The following is a 16,958-nucleotide window of genomic DNA, read 5'->3' as shown; positions in this document are numbered from 1 at the left end:
TTCTTCTTTGTAGAGGTTTGTTAGACTCTGCTTTTTCTTTAAAGCTAATTACTGGTTATATGGGATTTAACCTTTCCACAATCACCGTACCAAGTGGGGATTACCGACTATCTATGTGTGATTTTAAGTCGAATGGTCTGGATGTGTCCGAGTAATAAAATGAGAGGCAGGTGAAAAAGTGGCGGTTCAGGCGGTGAGTTTGCATCCCCTGCGCTAGCTTTCATATATTCTGATTGACTAGCAGTATGCAGCCTTATCAATAAACTGCTCAATATTCGTAGAGAACTTGGCTGGCAACATCTTCGATCATGGTGTCATTGGGCCCTGGCTTGAAGACTTTGCGCTTGATAGGCAGGCTGTTCTCATATTCATACTCATAGCGGAATACGGTCTTGCCGTTACCCCGGTTAAACAGAACCAGTTGATTGTTTCGGGTAAAAACGTTGTAGTAGTCCTCTAAAAAGAGGCTGAGATAAACCTGGATTTTCAGCGGAAAGATAAAACCGTTGGCGGCATTCAGTTCGTATAGAGGGTTGGGATAGTCATCAAATTGAGTGATGATATAGCCATTCCTAGTTAGATTGCCTCCGCCAAGATCATATTCGTAGGTGGTCATGTTCTGACCCGTGTAGTAAAGTACAGACCCTGGTTGGCTATTAACAGAAGCGGTCTGAGCGGTTAGGTTTCCTTGTGAGTCATACCGATTGGTGAACAATAAATTACCCTTACGGATAATTTTGGTAATCCGCCCCTGGCTATCCGTCTCGAAAGAATGATCAAGGACCATAAACCCATTGCGATTAGCGGTTATTCTTAAAGGATGGCCATTCGGGGAGCGAGTAATGTTGATAATCCCATACTCATCGGCCTTGGTACATACCAGCGAAGAAAGTTTATTATCTTTATATGAGAATTCAAAGACGGCTCCGCTGACGGTAAGCTTCTTAAGTAATTTAGGAGTGGGGGCAGGCTCTCGGTTGCATTGGCAGAGTAGTAGAACAAGCAACAGACTGTAAACGAACTTCATTCTAATCGATCTTTTTACAAATTTTGCTCTTTTTTTACTCTTTTCAAATCCAAGACTAAGGTGTAATTTTGAATAGCTAGTTCCTATCAAACCCTCAGAGGAATAGAATTATAGACAATGCTTTTAAATACCGTATTCTGAGAAGTTTTCCATTTGCCGTTCCATCGATACTTTTGATAGAAACCGGTTATACTGATGAGCCGAATCGTTCTTCATTTGTTTGTTGCTGCCTTTTATCTGCTGATGGTTCTGATGCCTGTTCCTGTTATCTCATTAGCTGAATCCAGCCCTGTTTTAATACTTTAGGCCGCTCGGGAGTATTTAAACTCTTGTAGGCTACCGTATACGTATAGACCATCGGCGGGTAAGCTTGTCCGCGATACTTTCCATCCCATTTTTGTTCTGGATCATTCGAAACAAAGATTACTTCACCCCATTGATTAAAAATCCGAAGTTCAAAATCCGTTATCGAATCAGTAAACACATCCAACAAATCATTCGTACCGTCTCCGTTAGGCGTAAAGGCGTCCGGCATCCGCACGAAGGTTTGACAACTCTCCTCCACGGTGGCGGTTTGCCTTACCCAGCAATTTTGATTGTCGCGCACTTCAATCTCATAGGTGCCCTGGGAAAGATCTTTGAAAATGGAATCCTTTTGGGCGGCCCTGCCGGTAATCGTATAGCTCAATTCCCCTTCACCCGTGGCTCGGACAAAAAGCCTACCGGTATTAACTTTGCAGTCCGTTGGCTCCGGCCAAATCTGAGTGATCTGCGGGGCAGTACTCGCCTGAATCTGAGCTGTACTGGTCACTACACAGCCTTTGTCGTCTTTGACGAAAACGGTATACAAAGCAGCTTTTAAGTCATTAAAAGCCGCACTGGACTGATAAACCAGGCTGTCGATGCTGTATTGTAGCGAACCGGACCTTGACTGGGCTGTCACCGTCAGACTGCCGTTGTCCTTTCCACAACTGGTATCTAGTACATCGACCTGTTGAATAGCTGGCGGGGACGATGGGCTAAGCGTTGCCTGATCCTGCGTCAGACACCCGTTAGGGTCTTTGACCAGAATGGAGTAAGTGCCCGGCGGCAGATTCTTGAAAAAGGAGCCGGTTTGAAACGTGTTGCCATCAATGGAGTACTGCAACGGTTCAGGATTACCCTGGGCCGTGATACTTAACTCGCCGTTGGGGCGTCCACAGGAGGGGTCAATGGCGGTAATCTTGCTGATTGTGGGCGCTCCCTGCTGAGCGACCACAATACTCGTATCCACCTGACAAAAATTCGCATCGCGAACCACCACCTGATAAGTACCCGCAGCCAAGTTGGCAACCTCGGCCAGCGACGAAACGGCCACTCCGTTAAGTTCGTACTGAAAAGGTTGTGTGCCGGTCACTTGCAGTGTGAATTTACCGTTGGCTTGCCCACAGGTAGCCGGTTGAATTGTCGTCTGAGTAATTTTGGGCCGTTCGGCAGAAGAAATGGTTACGGTTCGTGAGTCAGTGCAACCCGTCTGATCCTTAACCGAAGCTGTATAGCTGCCCACTTTGAGATTGTTAAAGACCCCGGTTGGTTGGTAATTGATTCCATCAATGGAATAGCTAAGCGTACCATTCCCTTCATAGCTTTTGATCTGCACACTGCCGTTGTCTTTTCCGCAAGCGGCTGGAATGACCACCAGTTCCCGCATTTGCAATTTGACGGTTTTATCCAGCGATATGGTTTGTGCTACTAAACACTGATTTTGATCTTTAACTGTTACGGTGTATTCTCCGCCCGGCAACTTGTCAAACTGATTAACCGTTTTATAATCCGTCCCATTCAGCGAATAGCTCAGCGTACCGGTGCCGCCCGCGGCCGAAACAATTAAAGTTCCGTTTGAATCACCGCACTGGGGTTGACTAGGCGTAATCGCGGTAATCTTTGGCGTCTCCTGCTGTTCAATTGTAATTTCTTTTTCGATAAAACAGCCTGGATCAGTTTGACTGAACGTCTTTACGTGGTAAACCGTCTTGGTAGTGACCGCGACCGTTACGGTATCCTGGGTGGACTGAGCAGTGGTGATTCCCGGGCCGCTCCATTGCACATGGCTGTTGGCATTGGCTGAAAGCAGGAAGGTGCTGCAGGTCTTCATTGCGCTGGCCGGATTCAGTTCGAGAAGTTTGATGTCCAATGTATTCGATTCGGCTTGCTGTGGCACACACTTCTTGGTTTCAATCTGCAGCCGGTATTGCCCGGATTCTGTTGGCTTCCAGGTTGGGCTTTGGGCGCCCGCTATTGCCTGATTATTTTTAAGCCATTGATAACGATATTCAGATGTATCCGCAGTGCTTGCTTGTAGCAGAATATCATTACAACCTAATGCATCAGACTTAGTGGAGATAGTGACAGTAAGGGGTTCAATAAAGTAACTGGTAATGAGATTGGGCAAACCAATGCCGCTTTTTTTCCCAGACAGAGAAACACCATTAGGCTCGTAACGGCATCCCAGCCCTTTTACACTTGGTTGATTAATTATCCCCAAGTGACCGTATTCGTCTAGGGCATGATAAATCTTCCCATCCGTTCCCATTTGTAACGCACCTACTTTGGGCACTCTTAATGGTCTTGCATCAAATAGTAAAACTTTTGAATCTGCTATTTGCTGCACGTTCGTTTGGGTAATATCAAGTTGGTACAATGTTCGCTCTTCTGCTACGCTTACATATAATAGCTTGTTGTCCTGCGAAAACTCTACCCCGTATGCATGACGAAAGTCACTGGATTGAAGTGTTCTTGAGTTCGAAATCTTGCCGGTAGTATTATCAAAATCGTATAATTCAAATATTCCCATTTCCCAAAATGCTTGAGCAAGTTTTTTTCCATCACTTGAGGCTTTTAAATACCCAATCCCTTTTTTATTATCAATAGTACCGATTGCAGTTTCGACATAGGAAGAATTTAAGCCGTTACTGTTGACCAGATAGGATCTGAATTTATCGGTACGCCATTCATGCATTATCACCCAAAAATCTTGGTTATTACAGTGCCTAACGGCCGTTAGTTTTTCGGTTGCTCTAGTTAGTAAAGAGTTGTTTTTGAAGACGACGCCTCCTAACCCAGCATTCAGGTTCATATCGATAAGTGCACATTGCACACCACCTGAATCACCTTCCTTATCGACTGAAAATACATAATAAAGATTTGACTTGCCTGGATAAGGAACAATGATTCCAGATTGGGAAGAAGAATTGTCCCCCCCTAATCTTACTGCACCTGGAATAATTTGATGGTTCTTATTCCAGGCAGATTGTCCGTCCGAATAGAATAGCAGACCTCCATTTTCATCACAAATGGATGCGCAACCTTCCCAATTACGCAATTTACCATCAGTCAAGGGTAGCGGTGAGCCACTGTTAAAGTTTAAACCTGCATTATAACCAAAGTACCAAATATTGGCCCTTTTTGAAGATTGGCCATGGGACAGAGATGATAGGAAAAGAAGAAAAAGAAGTAAAGACAAACGCATATATATTCTATTATGATTATGTATTAATTAACACGTATGTACTTCTATTATATCTCTTTATTTATATTGTATATTCAGCTTATATATTTACTTATGAGATTATAGTTTAAAGCTGTTATAGCAAAGCTCCACCCTATATTATTAACTATTATTTTAAGGATCAATGGGCAAACTCTCATTTATGTATTTAGAAGCTATGAATACCAGTCAAATAGTAGCATCCATAGCTTCTGAACGGCTTCTAAGCACTAGTAAAAATAGATATTGTAACTAATACCTCTCCCAGAACAGTACTAGAATCGGCTCATACGAAAAAGCAAAGGAAGCCGACAGGAGCACCGTAAACGATCAGGTAAATTATTAAAGCATGATTGTCGTTGCGGTCCACCCACTGGCAGAACCGGCAATAAATAGGTTTGAATCGCATGGCTGGATAAAGTTGGGGTGAAAGAAAAGGGACCCGGCCCGAAGCCGGGTTTTTACATTGCTGAAGAGTGGTACTTGAAATCACCCACTCAATCCGGATAGCGCGTAACCCGGCGTGCCACCGGAACGGCCTCACCCGTGGTTAAGTGCGCAAACCGACCCTGTGGTGACTTGCGAATCAGCCGAATATAATCCGGATTGACCAGGTGTGATTTATGCGCCCGCCAGAACTCGACTAAGCGTTCACCCACCTTCTGCAGCGTCACCGCAACCAGATACACCTGACCGCTTTGGGTATAGATGCGGCTGTAGTTGCCCGCTCCCTCCACCCGTACGATTTGATGAACGGGAATCCAGTCGGCATGTGCGCCAATTGTTAGCGTCAGCATCCCCAACCGAACGTGGTCAACAGAACGTTGATTAATAGAATTCATAAACTTGCTCATTTTGGCTTTGGACATTGTATACCACAAACTGGCACGGCCTCGGAGTAACCTTGTCAAGGCCCCGCTATTATTAGTGATCGTAGATTGGAGGGAAATTAGACTCCGCTGAAGCGGTTACCTGGCTTTACGTGCGTCGGCGGTATATTCAGCCCGGCGCCGGGCAACGGGAATTGCCTCACCCGTTGTCAATGTAGCCAAGCGTCCTTTGCTTTTGGTCCCTCTGACGTGCAAAATATGGTTAGGGTTGACCAGGTGGCTGTAATGCGCCCGCCAGAACTCGGACAGTCGCTTACCGGCTTTGCGCAGCGTAATGGCAATTCTGTATACCTGCCCGCTTGTCGTATAAACACGACAGTAGTTAGATAGCCCTTCTATCCGTACAATCTCATGAATCGGTATCCAGTTGCCCTGATCGTCAATTTTCAGGGTGAGTACGCCCAACCGAACAGGCCGGGACGTACTCGTATTTCGTACAGCTTCCATGTTTTAGGCAATTCCGGCGTAGACTTCCCGAATGGCTGCCTCTACCTGCACGTCTGCATAATGATTAATCATCGTGTCGGTCGAGTGACCCATTAACCGGCTGGCTGCTTTGCTAGACAATCCGGCCCGGTTGCGCCAGTAGTGCGCAAACGTCTTGCGGGCCACGTAGGAGGTCAGGTGTTTTTTAATTTTAACCATTTGAGCTACCCCCCGAACAAGAATGTTTACATCATTGAGGTCCATAAACTTGGGCATGTTGGACGCTCCGCCGTAGATGGTCAATAACCGCTGAGCCTCGGTTGAAATGGGCACGGCAAATTGAACCTTACTTTTCTTACGCATCCCGACCAGCCATTTTTCATTTAGGTTGACTTTGACCCGAATATCGAGCGGTAATTCCATTTCACCTAGTGGCTTAATCCAGTCGTTTTCCATACGTACATAATCACAGTAGGACATACCCGTCTCACACAGAAACAAAAAGATATCGACCGCTCTACGGATTTGTTCGTCCGTAATTTCGGCGCTACGAAATCGCTCTAACTCCTCCTGGGTTAAATAGGTTTTTTTGGGCTTCCAACTGGAGACATCGACCCGGTAGGCTATCGTTGGGTTCTGGCTGATGTAGTCGCGCTGCTGGGCGTAAACCATCACCGCCTTGATAAAGTCAATCTGCTGCTTGAGGGCCAGAATACCCAAACCCTTTCGCCCCCCCTTCTGAGTGATATACTCATCTCGGTAGTAGGATTCGGCATCCATTAAAAACCGATTATTGACCTCAAATGGCGTTACCGCGCTGTTTTTCAGCTTCTCAACCAAGTAGCGCTCCAGATTTCGATACCGGCAACAATAATGCCCATAGGTCCCTTTGGCTCCCTTTCCCTTTTTGCTTTTGACAAATTCGTCGGCAACCGTCAGCAGCAGGATTGCTTTCTGAGCTTTAGCAGTTAGGTCTTTGAGAATCATCGGACCGGTTGCGGTGATGTTGAGAAACTCAAAGCGGGCATTGATTTGGTTGACAGATTCCTCAATCCGCTGAATGCGCTGAGCCACATCGGAGGGGTGGGTATTGTGATCCCAGTCGTAAGGTAAGCAGTAGACCTCTGCTCGGCAGTCTTTGGATTTTACCCCGCTGGCGGTGATGTTAAACATAACGGGACATTTGCCTAACCGGGTGCTGTAGCGTTTGCAGGGGCGCTGACGGCGCAGCCAGAAGTTGACCTTGACCTCATTAAAGACTTTCATGGTTTCCTCCTTTCTGGACGGCCAGGGGCCCGATTTGACTTGTTTTCATAATCAGTGATCAAATGGATATAGTAGAAAATAGATTGGAAAGGCCGGTTCGGGCGGTTAAACAAGCCACGAAAAGCCTGTTCACCGCCGTAGGCCGGCAGAGGGTAGAGTGAGAAACCGTGCCCCGGCCGGCGAAGAACCGGGGCAAAGACGATTCGAATAGACGCGCAGAGGCTGCTTAAGAGTTCTCCGGTGCTGAATCAGGGATGAGCCCTTTGAGTTTGGCCAGCATCTTCCAACACTGCATCAGATCGGTGTTGATAGCTGCGAGTCGCTTGAGCGTGTCGTTTTCGGTCTCCCTATCCGTCTTCTGCATTGAAGCCGCCTTCTGCAGTTTATCTGCCAGCGTATTCTGTTTGTCCAACAGGTCTCGAATCTGGTCGAGGAAGGGCTCCGCATCTACGATGAATGGGCCCGACTCCGGGTTGTCTTCGGCTTGCTGATGCCGGGCATATGCTGGCTCCTGATACCAGTTCAGGTGCAGTTCCATCACTTGAGCCAGCCAGTAGTCCAGGACTTCATAGAAGTCGGAATTTTCCTCCAGGCCAGCCGAATTAAGTTGGTCATCGGGATATTCGAGGTAGCCCAGAAACCAGCTTCGTAACATGGTGCGGTAGCGGTGAACGGTCTGGGGGTCGCTTAAATTATCACGCAAGGGATCAGAGATGTGAATCTTAGACCGGTTGGCGTTGAAGAGAGTGGTTTTTTGGGGCGCAGTTGCGCCGGGGGCTACGTTTTCGTAGCTTTGCTCAGTGTTCATTTGATCTTCTCAGGTTAAATTGTAGCACATGTCCCTACGCTTGTATCCTGGCAGAGCAGCGTAGGGTTTTTATTTATTATTGGCTTGCTTCGTACAGTCCAGCGGGCAACCTCATCGGTTCTATATCGCTTTTTCTGATTTCAGCCGTTTTGGTAATACAAATGTAATTAAAGTTTGCAATATTGCAAACTTTTAAGACAAAAAAATAGAAGCTACTTTAGTATGATTTCTATTTTTAAATCAGCGTTAAATGCTTCTGCAAACCTGTTGAGCGTATCGACCGTAAAACCGTTTCTGCCTTTTTCATATAAAGCCACAGCTGACTTCTTGATTCCCATTTTTTCTCCAAGCTCTCCTTGGGTCAACCCCCTAGCTTTACGAAGCTGTTTAATCAATTGACCGATCTCTTCTGGGGTTTGGGGCATCTGGCTGATCATTTTGCTTCAAAGGTAAGATGTGAAGCCTAAACCTAGGCATAATGAGCCAAAAACAGCTTATAGGCTGATTAAACGGTAAAAAGACCGAGTGATCGGCACTCAGGCTCAACACAGACTTTCCTAAGCAGGTTGCTCAATCCGGGTACCTTTGATGAGAAGCCAACCCACAAAAACCACTTCAAACGCGCCAGTAATGAGAATCAGGGTCGAATTAATCACAAAATCTGGAACGACAAAGGGCCTTATGTTATCGATTAAATAGCCTAAACCTGCAATGGCCAGCAGGATCCCGAGCAAGCCCGGAATATAGTTTGACCGGAAAACCAGATAACCTAGCAGGCACAGGTAAATACCAAATAGATTGAACGTAAAGGACCAGCCGCTTCGAAAGCTCCGGAGCGAAAGCATCACCTGAGTTTGCAACTGCTCAGCATCTACGACGGTTACATAATCGGTCGGCGTCAACAAGCGTAAGACTGTCACCAGATTCAAAAGCACGGTAAGGTTAACGGCTGCATACACCACCCGTAACCATGCCGTCAGCAGAGAGAGTTGTTCATGGGCTGGTTTAAGAAAGAGGTAGAGTGCCCAGGCTGCCAGCACATCACAAAAAAAGGTGATCAAATAGCACAGGATACCGGTCCGAAACAGAGGCAGATTCGCCCGAATGTTTTGGATGGTTTCGGCGGGCTTCTGGGGCACAACCAGCTTTTGATACACCGCGAATTCCGCAAATGGGATAGCAAAGACCATGATCAGCACGGCAGACCCGGCGAGTAAGGCGGCCGTTTGGAGCGAGATTTGGGGAGCGGGCTTCGAGGTGTCGACCATGGGTTTGCTGGGGAATAGAGTTAGGAGTAATCGCTTGTCGGTTTTAAGGGCTACCAGATGACAGCCTATTGAGTAACCTCTACCAAGCTGTATCACGAGGATAAAAACCTTTCTAGTGCGGTCAAGCATTTTCTAAATAAAGCGAATTCAAACTGAAACACTATCCTTTTTTGTCAATACACAAAGCCTCTTCTAACATGTGCCTTTACTATCTACTGATTATGATAAGCCGGTAGAATTCCGCTTTCGCACCAGCGTCCCAATCAGTTCCGATCTGACAGGACGGCGCCGAACAAGAAAACACCTTTTTGGGCTTGATAGCTCGAACTAACCCCGGCGGAGCCGGAAGCTGAATGACTTTGAAAAGTAGAGGAGCCTTTTTAGCCATGAAGAGTGCGGGGATTTTTTATTAGATTGAAAGCCTAACCAAACCAATTATTATGCAAACTGTAGTCGTTACCAATCAACCTCAATTACTCGCTGATTTTGGCGCTGAGAACGTCTCTTTCATCGCTGAGGAATTGAGAGATATAGTAAAAGAAAAGGGCAATGCTTTGAAAAAAGTTAAGATGGACATAGAAATGACTGTGCCGTTTGTCGACAAAAGGACTGACAGGGAATTGACCGCAAGGTTTGCTTTTGTAAAGGAGCAGGACTCGCTTTTTTATTTTAAGTATCTGGGAGGTTTTTAAACAGATAAGTCACAGAAAAGCCGCTCTCAATATCAGAAAGCGGCTTTTTGCATAACAGAACGTCTTATTTAAACCTGGCAGGCAACTCCGCGATTTTGGTAGGCCTCACGGACAGCGGTCTTGATGTCCGGTGGATATCGAGGCAAAAACTTAAGGCATCGGTGCCCAGTCATATTCCCGGGAAAACACCTGGTAATTCAAGGGCAGCTCCAGCTCCTGTTTGGTCACAAACGAATCGATCTGTTGCGGCACCCAGTTTGAACCATCGACGTAGCTACAGTTCCGGTAGAAGAACGTAAACTCCTCCTGCTTTTTCTGCGAGCGGCCCACCAGCTCCCGGGCCGCAGCACTGACGAAAGTCCAGTTCGTGAGCGTTACCGTGAAAATCCGGCCGCCCACTTGCCGAACCACCTGGGTATCGGGCAGGTGTACTTTGACTTTGTAAAGGATCATGAAGAATAAGGTGGATAGGCTGGTAGGAAAACGGCGGCCAGTTTTGCCGGATCAGGCCTTACCTACCGCCGTTACGAAGAAAGATTATTTAGGAAAGCCGATGCTTTTTCTGTTGCTGAAGACGTCGATTGCTGCCTTCAACGATCGACCGGTTAAAACCGCGCTCATCAAATTCGATCTTATCAAAGGGCAGCTTTTGCAACTGGTCCGCCACGGATTTGCCGATGGCTTCCGCCGAGGGCAGTCCCTGCTGACTCATGGCCATCACCTGAGCCTGATAGCGCATTTTGTCTTCGCTGACCCGGCGCCAGTCAGCTTCTTGCCTTGCTACCTGATGCAAAACCGCCTGCGCTTCAAAGGCCCGATTATCCGAAAGTAGCTGCTCGGTCAATTGGTTAGGCAAAATCACATCATTTTTGCCCACATCAATCATCGTTGGACTACTCAGCAGGTTAACACCCCGGTTGTGAAACCACAACTCCCGGCCCGCTTCACCCGCCAGCGCCGGGCCTTCGTACCGGTCGAGCGTGCCAAGGTTCTTTCCGTCACGGTAGGCTGGAATCGGTCGGGCGGCAACAATGCCGGCCTGTATGGCTCCCAGCGCAATGATGCCCGGAATCAGCAGGGGTTTTTCAGCGGAGGCAACAATCGCCTGCGCGGTATCGACTGCAATCGAGAATAGGGCCTGAAGCTTCTCATCAATCGCCTGCTTACGCCGTAGTTGCTTCTGACGCTCTTCGTAACGTTTTTCAATGGCCTTCTTGGCTTCGTCGTTGTCACCGGCTATTTCCAACTCATGCTGCTTCTGGGCTTCCAGTTGAGCGAGTTCTTTTTCCCGACCGGCCTGAACCAGTTCAAAATAGCCATTGACGGCATCGCTGGCCATGCGGAAATACTGCTGCTCTACCTCTAATTTTTCGTCTTTGACCTTCTTCTTAGCGTCCGCATCATCTTCCTCTTTTTTTGTCCCTTCCTGAGCGATTTCAACTTTCGCATCAGCCAGCTCCTTTTTCCGCTTTTTCTCTTCCTCCTCCAGCTTCTTAAGCTTTTCCTGCTTGAGACGCTCAATCTCTACCTCTGCATCCGCTTTCTGCTGGACCGTTAGGGTGTGAGTATTCTTCCACTCTTCCAGCCGTTTAATCTGGTCATCGTAGGCTTTGGTGATGGCTGCGGTCTGATCCTGATAAATGGCTGCGGTCTGATCCTGATAAGATGATTCAATCGATTGGGTCAATTGATTCAAAAACCGTAGCCGGGCGTTGTGTAGCTGCTCGTTGCGCTGGGCCTCGGTTATCTTTCGACGGGCGTAATTGATGTTGATCTCTTTTTCCTCCTCAGCAAATTGCACCTCCATATCCTGAATCCGACTCTCCAGTGCGTCCGACTGAGCATCACCAACGTTTTTTAAGGCCTCCTTAGCCTGGTCAACCGTTTTCTTCCAGGCTTCACCCTCCAGCCGGTAGCGTTCCTCATGGTATTTGGCAGCAATGTCATTGAGCTTGATTTCGGTTTCGGCGTACTCGTCGGATTTCTGTTTACCGGCTGCAATCAGTAGCTTTTGAATCCGGTGCTGACCCTCCTGCTCAATTTTGGCCCGTCCTGCAATGTATTCGGCCTCGGTCATCTGGCCTTTTTTGTACGCCAATTCGAGTTCAGACAGTTGCTTTTCAGTCGCCGTTTTCTGCTTATCAATGTTGTCTTTTAACCGTTTTTCAGCCGCCTGCTTATCATTTTTCACCCGCTCCACTTCCAGCGCCAGCAACCGGTTATTAGCGTCCCGAATCTCGCCCTCTTTTTCCTTACCGCCTTTCTTCAAAATGGCAATCTCCCTATTGACCCCATCGACCTGTATTTTGTGCTTACGCTCATTGTACTGCTGCTCACTGATGACCCCTTTCTCAAACTGAAGCTCCAGCAGTTTTAATTTACGTTCCACCGCATCCCGGTTGCGGTCCAATTCCTGTTGCATCTCTTTACCCTTATCCGGCGCAGGTTTACTGGAGCCTGTACCCCCACCACCCAGTGACGGCGCGGGTGTGGCAGAGTTGGGCCGTGTAGGTGTTGTGGAGGTGCCCGCCCATACCTGATCAATGCGGGCGGCTGCCTTCTGGGCCTCCTTGACCAGATTATCCCATGTCGCACTGGTATCAATCTTAAAGTCGGCTCCGAAAAAGTTGGCCAGTTGTTTGGCCTTATTGAGCAGAATGTCATAGGCTCCGACCACCATGCGGATAGCCGTAATGGATGCAATCATGGATGAAGCGACCGCCTTAAAGACAAAGGTGAGAATGTCCATGATGCCAATGGTCTTGTTGGAATCTTCCCGTAGGAAAAGCATACTTTTGACCAGGTCGAAAATATCACCGATCAATTCCCCAATGGTGTCAACGACCAGCCCGAACGCTTCTCGGATGGGCAATGTCCCCTGCCAGACCTGAATAAAGGTTTCTATCAGAATGTTGGCCACGTTAATGATGTCGCTAAACACCCCTTTCAGATCACCGCCAATGGTAGATTTTAACCGGTCAAAGTTGTCGCCCAGGTTAGATACCTGCCCATCCAGTGTGCCGGAAATCTCGGCGGTCATACCCATTACCCCCGGCATCTCCCCAAAGGCCGTAATAGCCGACATGATTCCGGCCTCGGTCCTTTCAACCTCCTTAGTGACCCCTTTAAAGGTCATAGTCACCTTATCGCCGTTGGTTTTAACCTTGATACCAAACTCATTCCACCGCTCGGTATTGTTAATGTCGTTGATGGCCTCCACCAGATCACCCATCGGTTTACCGGTTGCGTTGGCGACGTCAGCCATTTTCATGAGCTCCGTCTGGCCCGGGCGCAGACCCCGGTTTGCCAGCTTGATGTACGAATCAGTCAGTTCATCGACGCCAAAGTTGGTTTTGGCCGCAAACTCCTGAATCATGGCAAAGGCAGCGGCCCCGGCTTCGGTGCTGCCCAGCGTCGTTTTCAGAATGGCGTTGTACTTTTCAAACTTGGCGGTGATTTCAAAAACGTCTTTACCAAACTCGATAATCCGTTCACCAACCTGCGTAACCACTTCCAGCGCAAACAGCCCTTTGACCATGCCGCCGATGCTGCTGGAAAAGCTCCCCATTTTTTCAGGATAGTTACCCACGTTGCGCCCAAACTGGCCCATTGTGGCATCCATTCCCTTTAGGGCTTTGTCGGCTTTGGCAATGTCCTTGCTCAGTTCGACCGCTTCCCGGTTAAACTCGTTTAATTCACCGGTAGCCTCGTTAAAAGCACCGGGCATGGACTTGAGCCGTGCCCGCATTTCGCTTAGATGCTTGGAGAGGGCATCATAGGAGCCAGCCGCAGCGTTGTTGGTCTGGGTTGCCCGCTGCGTGGCTTTCAGGAGTTGGTCAGACGCTTTAGTCGTCTGGATCAATTCGCGCTCGATTTCTTTCTTACGCTTAATGTCCTCCTTCTGGGTCAGGTCGAGCTTACGGTACTCATCGCCCAGCGCCTTCAGTCGTTTTTCCATCTCGGAAACGATCTGAATGTTATTCTGGGCAATGGCTTCATTCTGCTTGATAGCCGCGGTTTGTTCTTTGTAGGCGGTGGTCGTTCGGGTAACGAGGTCTTTTAGGCCCATCAGCTCCTGCTGGTCTTTCTTATGGGCGGCATTCAGACTTAAGACCTGCTCTTTGTAGGCGAGCAACTCTTCTTTTAGCTTCTGTTGAGATTTAGCAATCTGCTCATTGATGGCTACAGCGGATTTGCCATAGCTCTCGTTGGCATCTTTTAACTTGTTAATGCCGCCGAGGACGTCTTGAAAACCCGGCAACAGGTCCTCAAAGAGGGTTTGATTGGATTTAGCCATAAAGGGACTGAGACGCCAGAGTGCGCCGAGGGAGAAAGATGTGCGGTTTCCCAGTCCGGTAGGGAGGTAGGCGAAGATACAAAATAGCAGGAGGAGTTAAATCAAAATAAAGCAAAAGGTGGGTCGAAGGTAAATATTGTGTATTACCAGCTTCTTAAGCTATCAATGGTCGACAGAATCTAAGAGGCACTCTGTAATAAATTCTCACAAATTACGTCTTCCTTGCTGGCATATTTGATTATACGGGATAAATCCCCTACCATTAAAGGAAACACCCCTTTACTTTTGAGCCCATTAGCCACTCCCTTAAATCATAATCTATTTATGCCGGATTTTTTCTACAAGTGTGTAATAACTGGTGAGGGACCATTAGAGAATCCCAGTATTTCTTTAGAAGGCCGGGCTATTTCGTTGGTTTCTAGTGACGGGAAAAAAACTTGGCGAAATAAGGGTAAAAGTGTTAAGATTTCAGTTGCAGGGCTGCTTCAAATAGCAATGTCATGTCAAGCGCCAGGACGCGTCGACTATGTATTCAAAGTAGACAACTCCGACGGTAACGGAAAAATAAAATGTAATGTATTTACAGAGGATGGTTTTACAGGCGATTCTGGAGCTGGCTTCTCAGAGAAAAGCACCTCAGTAAAGCCGGATTGTAGCTCACTTGCACTATGAACAAATATGTTCTCACCCTACTCACTGTCATTGTCTCAGCAGTGTTTGGTTTTGCTCAGGGCCCAATCTTTCAGGATAAAGCAGGTGAAACATCTATACAAACAGGTGATAACGCTCTTTTTCTTAACTCTGGTGACGCAAGCATTGGTTTTCAGCTTTCAAAAGCCACTAGAAATGTTAAAGAAGTGAAAGGAGTCTCTGTCTATAAGCCACAAGTTGAGTTTGGAGGTAATATCAAAACAAAGGCAACAGAGGGGGTTAGTTCGGTACTGGATAATGGCAAATTAAAAATTGGTGTGGATATTACCGGATTTTACCGGCGAGCCTTTGTCGCCAACCCAAAACCTGATCAGAATACAACATGGTTTATAACTGGTAGATACAGCCGAGCGCAGCACAATATTCTCCAGAGAGCGGGTTTGACTGATTTCGATAGTAAAACTTTTAGCGTATTACAGTTCTCGGCTGGTATTAACGGATTTGCCTCTTCGCCATTTCTAAAAGGGCCCAACTCAAATGGAGATATTATAAACAGCACATTCATCTATGGCATATCGTTTGGAATCGGGGGATTTAGCAACTTTGAGAATTTATTGTCTGTTGAACAGTATACGATGGCGGCGTCCACTACATCTTCACCGCAGACATCAACTGTAATATTAAAAGACAAAAAGAAAGGCGTTGAAGGGAATTATATTGCTGGAGATGGATTTAAATTAAATGCTGATTTCTATTACTTTCCGCAAGTAGTCCTACAAGGAAGAGTAGGATTGGGGGGCAACTATAGACTATTCCATATGAATGATTATGAGGTATCGAATACATCGGTTGGGGTAATAGTTAATATGACTAAGGTATCGAATCAGATAGTACTAGGCTTATTTTATCAGATAAACGACGTCTTCTCTCAGGAGGGACGCTCCCTAAAGAATCAAGTTAACTTTGTCGCGGGTTATAAGTTTCAATAGGAAACTTATAACCTTAAATACAAAAAGTAAGATTGAAGTCGATTGTTGACTTCAATACTATTCCGCCCCAGCCTCTTTTTATTTATCTAAGTTGTGTCTTTGATTTTTGGCTGACTTGTAGTGTAACGCTCACAGGATACCTTGGCAAGGTATTCAGCCTGTTGACTGGTAGAATTGTACAGAACCTTATCGATTTCCGCCAACAGCAGTTGCCTAGCTTCCTCCAATCCTTCCGGACGGCCGTCATCCAGCAGGGTTTGTATATAGTCAAATCGGGTCATGGCAGGGGTGATAAGTGGTTTTCGATTAAATACGGTGGCGGTTAGTCCGTCTTTTCCGAAAAGAAGCGCCCCCGCTTGTTGTCGGGCAGGATCAGCAGGAAGCCTTTGTTTTTCTGGATGTGATCCTGAAACTGGGCATAAGACATTTCCTGACGAACGTTATTGCCGCTGCGGTAGCTGGTCGAGAGCGAAACGCGGTCATCCGGTGAAGGATTCCTAAAAGTGTCGGATCGAGCAATGGCCACCATACTCTGAATCTGGTTTTGAGCCTTTAAGGCTTTCAGCCCGTTGACCTGGCCATTTAAGACACTGGTCAGCAGGGTAATTTTGTCACTTCGTTTCATGGGTTTTCAGTTGAGGATAGATCGGAAGAGGATTCACTATCTTCCATAGATGCTTTCAGATGGTTAATCTGCTCCTGCGTTTCTTTTATATGCTGCCGAAGCTCCTCATCCGTTAGCTTGCTGATGTCATAATACGTGTATGTAGTCAAGTAAAAGTGGACAACTAAGGGGGAAAAGAGAGGAGACAAATGTTTAACTTGTTTCACTCAAACTTCCTTACTTATGTCCCATTCTGCTAAAGCCTCCTCGGCAAAACGTCCTCAGACACCTACCACTGCCGAGCGCAAACCAGCTCTCTCTATTATCAAAGACATTCAGCGACAAACCCGACGCCAGTATACGGCTGAAGAAAAAATCCGCATCGTTCTGGAAGGCCTGCAAGGCGAACAGTCGGTCGCTGAAATTTGTCGGCGAGAAGGGCTTAACACCAACGTTTATTACCGCTGGAGCAAGGAATTCTTGGAAGCAGGTAAAAAACGCTTAACAGGTGACA

16 protein-coding genes are annotated in these 16,958 nt (G+C 47.1%); 4 read left to right on the top strand and 12 right to left on the bottom strand.

Annotated elements, in window-relative coordinates:
* Nucleotides 1-268: 268 nt before the first annotated feature.
* The 8 genes from LX87_RS11465 to LX87_RS11430 all read right to left on the bottom strand — a co-directional run bounded on the left by LX87_RS11465 (nt 269) and on the right by LX87_RS11430 (nt 9,340).
* Nucleotides 269-1,027, bottom strand: a complete 759-nt coding sequence (locus LX87_RS11465; RefSeq protein ID WP_111628388.1) for a hypothetical protein — start codon at nt 1,025-1,027, stop codon at nt 269-271.
* Between the two features lie 265 nt (nt 1,028-1,292).
* Nucleotides 1,293-4,535, bottom strand: a complete 3,243-nt coding sequence (locus tag LX87_RS11460; protein ID WP_111628387.1) for a T9SS type B sorting domain-containing protein — start codon at nt 4,533-4,535, stop codon at nt 1,293-1,295.
* Between the two features lie 515 nt (nt 4,536-5,050).
* On the bottom strand, nt 5,051-5,395 hold the full coding sequence (locus tag LX87_RS11455) for a LytTR family DNA-binding domain-containing protein (protein WP_170139349.1): 345 nt from the start codon (nt 5,393-5,395) through the stop codon (nt 5,051-5,053).
* Between the two features lie 126 nt (nt 5,396-5,521).
* Nucleotides 5,522-5,890, bottom strand: a complete 369-nt coding sequence (locus tag LX87_RS11450; RefSeq protein ID WP_111628385.1) for a LytR/AlgR family response regulator transcription factor — start codon at nt 5,888-5,890, stop codon at nt 5,522-5,524.
* Between the two features lie 3 nt (nt 5,891-5,893).
* Nucleotides 5,894-7,135 (bottom strand): phage integrase SAM-like domain-containing protein, encoded by a 1,242-nt coding sequence (locus LX87_RS11445; RefSeq protein WP_111628384.1) that lies wholly within the window; start codon nt 7,133-7,135, stop codon nt 5,894-5,896.
* A gap of 226 nt (nt 7,136-7,361) precedes the next feature.
* Nucleotides 7,362-7,943, bottom strand: coding sequence for a hypothetical protein (locus tag LX87_RS11440; RefSeq protein ID WP_111628383.1), 582 nt, complete (start codon nt 7,941-7,943; stop codon nt 7,362-7,364).
* 212 nt (nt 7,944-8,155) lie between these two features.
* Entirely contained in the window at nt 8,156-8,368 is a 213-nt protein-coding gene (locus LX87_RS11435; RefSeq protein ID WP_111628382.1) for a helix-turn-helix domain-containing protein, read from the bottom strand.
* A gap of 132 nt (nt 8,369-8,500) precedes the next feature.
* Nucleotides 8,501-9,340 carry a DUF4386 domain-containing protein gene (locus LX87_RS11430; RefSeq protein WP_111628381.1) on the bottom strand — a complete coding sequence of 280 codons (840 nt, stop codon included), beginning with the start codon at nt 9,338-9,340 and terminating at the stop codon, nt 8,501-8,503.
* 311 nt (nt 9,341-9,651) lie between these two features.
* On the opposite strand from LX87_RS11430, the gene LX87_RS11420 reads away from it, so the two are divergent.
* Nucleotides 9,652-9,903, top strand: coding sequence for a hypothetical protein (locus tag LX87_RS11420; RefSeq protein WP_111628379.1), 252 nt, complete (start codon nt 9,652-9,654; stop codon nt 9,901-9,903).
* Nucleotides 9,904-10,053: 150 nt separating this feature from the next.
* Here LX87_RS11420 and LX87_RS11415 read toward each other — a convergent pair whose 3' ends face one another.
* On the bottom strand, nt 10,054-10,356 hold the full coding sequence (locus LX87_RS11415) for a hypothetical protein (RefSeq protein WP_111628378.1): 303 nt from the start codon (nt 10,354-10,356) through the stop codon (nt 10,054-10,056).
* Nucleotides 10,357-10,444: 88 nt separating this feature from the next.
* The gene (locus LX87_RS11410) at nt 10,445-14,200 is read right to left on the bottom strand and encodes a tape measure protein (protein ID WP_146624479.1); all 3,756 of its coding nucleotides are present in this window, start codon (nt 14,198-14,200) and stop codon (nt 10,445-10,447) included.
* A 285-nt stretch (nt 14,201-14,485) separates the two neighbouring features.
* Between LX87_RS11410 and LX87_RS28570 the strand changes: the two genes are divergently transcribed.
* Together LX87_RS28570 and LX87_RS11405 are read left to right on the top strand one after the other, a co-directional pair.
* Nucleotides 14,486-14,872 carry a hypothetical protein gene (locus tag LX87_RS28570; protein ID WP_146624478.1) on the top strand — a complete coding sequence of 129 codons (387 nt, stop codon included), beginning with the start codon at nt 14,486-14,488 and terminating at the stop codon, nt 14,870-14,872.
* Entirely contained in the window at nt 14,869-15,840 is a 972-nt protein-coding gene (locus LX87_RS11405; RefSeq protein ID WP_111628376.1) for a hypothetical protein, read from the top strand. Before LX87_RS28570 ends, LX87_RS11405 begins: the two co-directional genes overlap by 4 nt.
* 86 nt (nt 15,841-15,926) lie before the next feature.
* On the opposite strand, the gene LX87_RS11400 is transcribed toward LX87_RS11405, so the two are convergent.
* Nucleotides 15,927-16,121, bottom strand: a complete 195-nt coding sequence (locus LX87_RS11400; protein WP_111628375.1) for a hypothetical protein — start codon at nt 16,119-16,121, stop codon at nt 15,927-15,929.
* Between the two features lie 41 nt (nt 16,122-16,162).
* Nucleotides 16,163-16,465 carry a hypothetical protein gene (locus LX87_RS11395; protein ID WP_111628374.1) on the bottom strand — a complete coding sequence of 101 codons (303 nt, stop codon included), beginning with the start codon at nt 16,463-16,465 and terminating at the stop codon, nt 16,163-16,165.
* A 222-nt stretch (nt 16,466-16,687) separates the two neighbouring features.
* Here LX87_RS11395 and LX87_RS11390 point away from each other — a divergent pair.
* A partial coding sequence (locus LX87_RS11390) for a transposase (protein ID WP_146624477.1) occupies nt 16,688-16,958 on the top strand: 271 nt, incomplete at its 3' end.

The sequence above is a fragment of the Larkinella arboricola genome, assembly GCF_003259745.1.
Classification (GTDB): domain Bacteria; phylum Bacteroidota; class Bacteroidia; order Cytophagales; family Spirosomataceae; genus Larkinella; species Larkinella arboricola.
The sequence above is the reverse complement of the archived record's forward strand: the minus strand, read 5'-3'. Positions and strand labels throughout refer to the sequence as shown.